The organism is Agromyces sp. NPDC056965 (genome assembly GCF_042673425.1).
Taxonomy (GTDB): domain Bacteria; phylum Actinomycetota; class Actinomycetes; order Actinomycetales; family Microbacteriaceae; genus Agromyces.
In genome coordinates, this window is the sequence record NZ_JBHURI010000135.1 from 1 (window position 1) to 6,211 (window position 6,211).

General features: G+C 72.5%; 6 protein-coding genes. 3 read left to right on the forward strand and 3 right to left on the reverse strand.

All coding sequences use genetic code 11. From position 1 onward, the window contains the following. The 3 genes from ACFTQE_RS19655 to ACFTQE_RS19665 all read right to left on the reverse strand — a co-directional run. On the reverse strand, window positions 1-592 hold a 592-nt coding region (locus tag ACFTQE_RS19655; RefSeq protein ID WP_376926651.1), incomplete at its 3' end, for an aldehyde dehydrogenase family protein. Window positions 593-616: 24 nt separating this feature from the next. Beyond that, window positions 617-1,813: an acyl-CoA dehydrogenase family protein gene (locus ACFTQE_RS19660; RefSeq protein ID WP_376926652.1), complete on the reverse strand. Its 1,197-nt coding sequence runs from the start codon at window positions 1,811-1,813 to the stop codon at window positions 617-619. Further along, on the reverse strand, window positions 1,810-3,006 hold the full coding sequence (locus ACFTQE_RS19665; protein WP_376926653.1) for a CaiB/BaiF CoA transferase family protein: 1,197 nt from the start codon (window positions 3,004-3,006) through the stop codon (window positions 1,810-1,812). Before ACFTQE_RS19665 ends, ACFTQE_RS19660 begins: the two co-directional genes overlap by 4 nt. A gap of 186 nt (window positions 3,007-3,192) precedes the next feature. On the opposite strand from ACFTQE_RS19665, the gene ACFTQE_RS19670 reads away from it, so the two are divergent. The 3 genes from ACFTQE_RS19670 to ACFTQE_RS19680 all read left to right on the forward strand — a co-directional run bounded on the left by ACFTQE_RS19670 (window position 3,193) and on the right by ACFTQE_RS19680 (window position 6,159). After that, entirely contained in the window at window positions 3,193-3,963 is a 771-nt protein-coding gene (locus ACFTQE_RS19670; RefSeq protein WP_376926654.1) for a FadR/GntR family transcriptional regulator, read from the forward strand. Then, window positions 3,944-4,699 carry a hypothetical protein gene (locus tag ACFTQE_RS19675; protein ID WP_376926655.1) on the forward strand — a complete coding sequence of 252 codons (756 nt, stop codon included), beginning with the start codon at window positions 3,944-3,946 and terminating at the stop codon, window positions 4,697-4,699. The genes ACFTQE_RS19670 and ACFTQE_RS19675 overlap by 20 nt, the downstream gene beginning before the upstream one ends. Before the next feature lie 95 nt (window positions 4,700-4,794). Then, a complete protein-coding gene (locus tag ACFTQE_RS19680; protein WP_376926656.1) occupies window positions 4,795-6,159 on the forward strand; it encodes an NAD-dependent succinate-semialdehyde dehydrogenase in 1,365 nt (454 codons plus the stop codon). Window positions 6,160-6,211 lie beyond the last annotated feature (52 nt).

A 6,211-nucleotide genomic window follows, 5' to 3' on the forward strand; every position in this document is an offset into this window, starting at 1 on the left:
GGGCTCCGGCGGCGGCCAGCGCCTCGCGACCGAGCTCGACCACCCGACGTGAGAGCCGCGGATGCCCCGGATGGGCCTTCACGACGACCGGGCAGCCCGCGGCGAGCGCCGACGCGGTGTCGTTGCCGAGCACCGAGAACGCGAACGGGAAGTTCGAGGCGGCGAAGACCGCGACGACCCCGATCGGGCGCAGCATGCGCCGCAGGTCGGGCCGCGGCGGCGCGAGTGCCGCGTCGGGCGAGTCGAGTGTCGCCTCGACGTACGAGCCCTCGAGGGCGACTCCGGCGAAGAAGCGCAGCTGCGTCGCGGTGCGCGTGACCTCGCCGGTGAGGCGCGCCGGGCTGAGGTGCGTCTCGGCGGCGGCGAGGGCGACGAGCTCGTCGCGGTGGGCTTCGAGCGCCTCGGCGAGCGCGACGAGCCACCGGGCCCGGTCGGCGCGCGACGAACGCCCGAAGCCGGATGCCGCGGCGAGCCGCACCGCGACGTCGACCTCCGCCCCGGGATCCGTGACGATCGCGTCGGCGTCATCGCGACGCCGCTCGTCGCGCGGCGCGATGCCCGCGGCATCCGCGATTCGGTTCGTCTCACCCATGTCGTCCTCCAGATGGTGTGGGGTTCAGAACGCGTTCAGCCCGGTGAGCTCGCGCCCCAGGATCAGCTGGTGGATCTCGTCGGTGCCCTCGTAGGTGCGCACCGACTCGAGGTTCGCGGCGTGCCGCATGACCGGCCACGCGTTCGTGATGCCGTCGCCGGCGAGGATCGCCCGTGCCTCGTGCGCGATCGCGAGCGCCTCGCGCACGCTGTTGAGCTTGCCGACCGAGATCTGCGCGGGCGTGAGTGCGCCGCGCTCCTTCAGCCGCCCGAGGTGCAGCGCGAGGAGGATCCCCTTCTCGACCTCGAGGAACATGTCGGCGAGCTTCGCCTGGATGAGCTGGTTCGCACCGATCGGCTTGCCGAACACCTCCCGCGAGGTCGAGCGCTCGATCGCGGCCTCGAGGCACGAGCGGGCGGCCCCCATCGCGCCCCACACGATGCCGTAGCGCGCCTCGTTCAGGCACCCGAACGGACCGGAGAGTCCCTTCGCGCCGGGCAGGATCGCGTCGGCGCCGACGCGCACGCCGTCGAGTTCGATGTCGCACTGCACCGAGGCGCGCATCGAGAGCTTGCCGTCGATGGGCGTCGCCGTGAAGCCCGGCGTCGAGGTCGGCACGAGGAACCCGCGCACCGCACGACCGCCCTCGCCGCCCGCGAACGACGGGTCGTCGACCTTCGCCCAGACCACGGCGACGTCGGCGAGCGAGGCGAGGCCGATCCACCGCTTCGCGCCGTCGATCACCCAGTCGTCGCCGTCGCGGCGCGCGGTCGTCGTCATGCCGGCCGGGTCCGAGCCGCCCTGGGGCTCGGTGAGGGCGAAGCATCCGACGAGGTCGCCGGCCGCCATGCCCGGCAGCCACTGCTGCTTCTGCTCCTCGGAGCCGTACTTGTGGATCGCGCTCATGGCGAGCGAGCCCTGCACCGAGACGAAGGTGCGCCAGCCGCTGTCGGCGGCCTCGAGCTCGAGGCACACGAGGCCGTACGAGACGGCGCCGGCACCGGCGCATCCGTAGCCCTGCAGGTGCATGCCGAGGAAGCCCAGGTCGCCGAGCTCCTTCACGAACTCGCGGCGGAACTGCTTAGCCTCGAAGTCCTCCTCGATGACCGGCAGCAGCCGGTCCTGCGCGAAGGCGCGGGCCTTCAGCTGCCACTCGCGCTCCTCGGAGCTGAGCAGGGCGTCGAGGTCGAACACGGCGTCGATCGTGGGGGCGGTGGTCATCGGTGCGGTCCTTTCGCGGGGGTCTGGTGCCAGTCGGCGCCGGCGTGCTCGCCGAGCGCCGGCGGCGGAGTGCGGTACGCGGCGGGGCTCGCCGAGAGGCCGATCGGGTTCGCGACCGTGCGGCTCGTTAACGCACCGGCGTCGATCTCGGCGACGGGTTCGAGGCCGAGCGCCTCGCCGAACGCGATCGCCTCGGCGACGTCGTTCACGAGGCCGGCCGGCACGCCCGCCGCGCTCAGCGCGTCGACCCAGTGCGCAGCGGATGCCGCGGCGAGCCGCTCCTCGATCGCCGCCGTGAGCTCGCTGCGATGCGCGACGCGGTCGACGTTGCCCGCGAACCGCTCGTCGCCCGCGAGCCCCGGATCCCCGAGCACCGCGGCGAGCGCCCGGAACTGCTTGTCGTTGCCGACGGCGATCACGAGCTCGCGGTCGGCCGCATGGAAGACGGCATAGGGCGCGATGCTCGGGTGCGCGTTGCCGAGGCGTCGCGGCGGGCTTCCGGTGGCGAGCGTCGACGCGGCCTGGTTCGTGAGCGCCGAGAGCAGCCCCTGCAGGAGGTTCACCTCGACGCGCTGGCCGAGGCCCGTGCGGTCCCGCTCGCGGAGCGCGAGCAGTATGCCGGCGACGGCGTTCTGCCCGGTGAGCACGTCGACGAGCGCGACGCCGGCCTTCGCGGGCTCGCCGTCGGCGGCGCCGGTGATCGACATGAGCCCGCCGACCGCCTGCACGAGCAGGTCGTACCCGGCGAGCGCCGCGCCCTCCCCCGTGCCGAAGCCCGTGATCGAGCAGTAGACGACGCCCGGGTTCGCCGCGCGCACCTCGTCGTAGGCGAGCCCGAAACGGTCCATGACGCCCGGGCGGAAGTTCTCGATGACGACATCGGCCGAGGCCGCGAGCCGGCGCGCCTCGGCGAGTCCTGCGGGGTCCGTCAGGTCGAGGGCGACCGAGCGCTTGTTGCGGTTGACGCTGCCGAAGTAGGTCGCCTGTCCGCTCGCGTCGACGGGCGGGCGCCAGTGACGGGTGTCGTCGCCGGCCGGGGATTCGATCTTCACGACGTCGGCGCCGAAGTCGGCGAGCATCATCGTGGCGTAGGGGCCGGCGAGCACTCGCGAGAAGTCGGCGACGCGCACGCCCGAGAGCACCATCGGGAACGCTCCGTCGCTCGGCTCGTCATCGGCCCGTCGCTCGTGCATCCCATCCGCCTTCGCATGTCGGCGACCCTGCGGTCGCCCAATCATCCTATATCGCTTCTTTTCTGGACGGCTCGCCCCGCCCGCGCCCCGCCACAACGGCCCTCGGCGCCCGTTCGAGGATCGTCCCAGCTCCTCCTGACAAGTGGTGGTGAGATTCCGGGCGAGTCGCTCGACTAGCCTGAACGCATGGAGTCGAGGGTCGGACCGGGCGCGCGCGAAGCCGTGTTCGCCCAGCTCGCCGACACGGGCCGCGCCGAGCAGGTCGCGCAGCGCCTCACCGACGGCATCGTGCTCGGAGTGCTCGGCGCCGGCGAGCGCCTGCCGAGCGAGCCCGAACTCGCCCGCCGCTTCGGCGTCGCACTCATCACCGTGCGCGAGGGCCTCGGCATCCTCCGCGAGGCCGGGCTCGTCGAAACCAGACGCGGCCGCGAGGGCGGCAGCTTCGTCGTCGCCGACGACGCCGACCACCGTTCACTCATCACGGCGCGCCTGCGCGGACTCGCCCAGGTCGAGCTCAGCGACATGGCGGTCTACTTCGGCGCGATCCTCGCCGGGGTCGCCGAACGCGCAGCCGAGCGGGCGTCCGCCGGCGACGCCGCACGCCTCGCAGCATGGCTCACCGCGGCCGACTTCGGCACCGCGGCGTCCGCTCGCACGAATCAGGGCGGCTTCTTCCTCGAGGTCGCCGTGCTCAGCCAGTCGGCGCGCCTCGTGCGCGAGCAGATCCGGCTGCAGGCCGAGTTCGGCCCGCTCCTGCTGCTCGGCCTCGACGACGAGGCGCAGCGAGCGGATGCCGCGGCGCTCGACCGCCGCATCGTCGGCGCCGTCGCCGCCCACCGCCCGGCGGAGGCGCGCGAGTCCGCGGGCGACCTCGTGCGCGGCCTCTCGGTGCCGCTCCTCGCGGCCAAGGCGAGGATCGAACGGGGAGGTGCGCTCGATGAGCCGGTCAGCGCATGACGTCGCCGGCTCGGTCGGCACGGTGTTCGCGAGCGTCTTCGATCAGCTCGCCGCCTGGCGCGCCCCGGTCGAGCAGCTCATCGACGGCGCGCCAGAGGTGCGGCCCGCGGCGCTCGACTCCGTCGTCGCCGAGCTCGTGCTGCCCCGGCTCACCGAGCCCGACCCGCTGCTCGTCGGCGCCGGGTTCATCGCCGACGGCGAGATCGTGCGCGGGCGCGACGTGCACTTCGCATGGTGGCTCGGGCCGCTCGACGCGAACCCCGTGCTCGGCTCGACGACCGAGCCGACCCGGCTCGACCTGACGACCCGCGGCTACACCGAGTACCTCCGCGACTTCCGCGCCCTCGAGTGGTACCGCATCCCGGCCACGACCCGGCACGCGCATGTGACCGGCCCCTACGTCGACCACCTCTGCACCTGCGACTACATCCTGACGATGACGATGCCCGTGCACGCGGCGGCCTCCCCCGACGGCGGCGCCGCATCGGGCGGCACCCGCATGGTCGGCGTCATCGGCGCCGACGTCTCGGTGCGCCGACTGGAGCACGAGCTGCTCACCGCCTTCCTCGAGGTGCCGAGTCCGCTCGCGCTCGTGAACGACGAGGGCCGCGTCGTGCTCTCCACCGAGCCGACGCTGCAGGTCGGACAGCTCACCGACCCCGACGGGCCCGGCGAGCCGTGCCCGGGCACGCCGCTCCGGGTGCTCGTCGAGCCTGCGGCATCCGGGTCGAACTGAATCATCCGCTGATATATCTTTGAAGTCGAGCGTATGCACGGCGGCAGACGAACTCTGGCGCGTGTGCAGTGTCTGCACCCGAGAAGGAGAACCCCATGAGCTATGCCGTGATCAATCCCGCCACCGGCGAGACGGTCGAATCCTACGAGACGATCACCGACGAGGCGCTGCAGGCGGCCATCGCCAAGGCGAGCGAGACGCACCGCAACTGGTCGAGGAACACCACCGTCGCCGAGCGCGCCGCCCTCATCCGCCGCGTGGGCGAACTGCACGCCGAGCGCGCACAGGAGCTCGGCGAGATCATCGTCCGAGAGATGGGCAAGCCCATCGAGCAGGCCGTCGGCGAGGCCGAGTTCGCCGCCGCGATCTACGAGTACTACGCCGACAACGCCGAATCGCTGCTCGCCGACGAGCAGATCGACCTGCTCGCGGGCGAGGGCTCGGCCCTCATCCGCCGCTCGTCTCTCGGCCCGCTGCTCGGCATCATGCCGTGGAACTTCCCGTACTACCAGGTCGCGCGCTTCGCCGGCCCGAACCTCATCATCGGCAACACGATCCTGCTCAAGCACGCCGAGCAGTGCCCCGAGTCCGCCGCCGCGATGGAGCGGATCTTCCTCGACGCCGGGTTCCCCGAGGGCGCGTACATCAACATCTACGCCTCGCACGCCCAGATCGAGACCGTCATCGCCGACCCGCGCGTGCAGGGCGTCTCGCTCACGGGCTCCGAGCGTGCCGGCGCCGCGATCGCCGAGATCGCCGGCCGCCACCTGAAGAAGGTCGTGCTCGAGCTCGGCGGCTCCGACCCGTTCATCCTGCTCTCGACCGACGACCTCGACGCCGCAGTCGGCGCCGCCGTCTTCGCCCGCGTCGACAACAACGGCCAGGCCTGCAACGCGGCCAAGCGCTTCATCGTCGTCGAAGACCTCTACGAGCCCTTCCTCGAGAAGTTCACCGCCGCGATGAGCGAGGTCGTCGAGGGCGACCCGGCCCAGGCCGGCACCGCACTCGGCCCGCTCTCGTCGGCCAAGGCCGCCGACGGCCTCGCCGAGCAGGTCGAGCGCGCCGTCGCACAGGGCGCCACGCTCCACCACGGCGGCAAGCGCGACGGCAACTACTACTCGGCGACGATCCTCACCGACGTGCAGCCCGGCTCCGACGCGTTCCACGAGGAGTTCTTCGGCCCGGTCGCGCAGGTCTTCAAGGTCGCCGACGAGGACGCGGCGGTCGACCTCGCGAACAACACCCCGTTCGGCCTCGGCTCCTACGTCTTCACGACCGACTCGGAGCAGGCGCTCCGCGTCGCCGACAAGATCGAGGCCGGCATGGTCTTCGTGAACGTGGTCGGCGCCGACGGCGCCGAGCTGCCCTTCGGCGGCGTCAAGCGCTCCGGCTCCGGCCGCGAGCTCGGCCGCTTCGGCGCCGACGAGTTCGTGAACAAGAAGATGATCCGCATCGGCTGATCGCCGCGAGCGCGGGAACGCGCGATCGGATGCCCCGGGGCCCTGCCCCGGG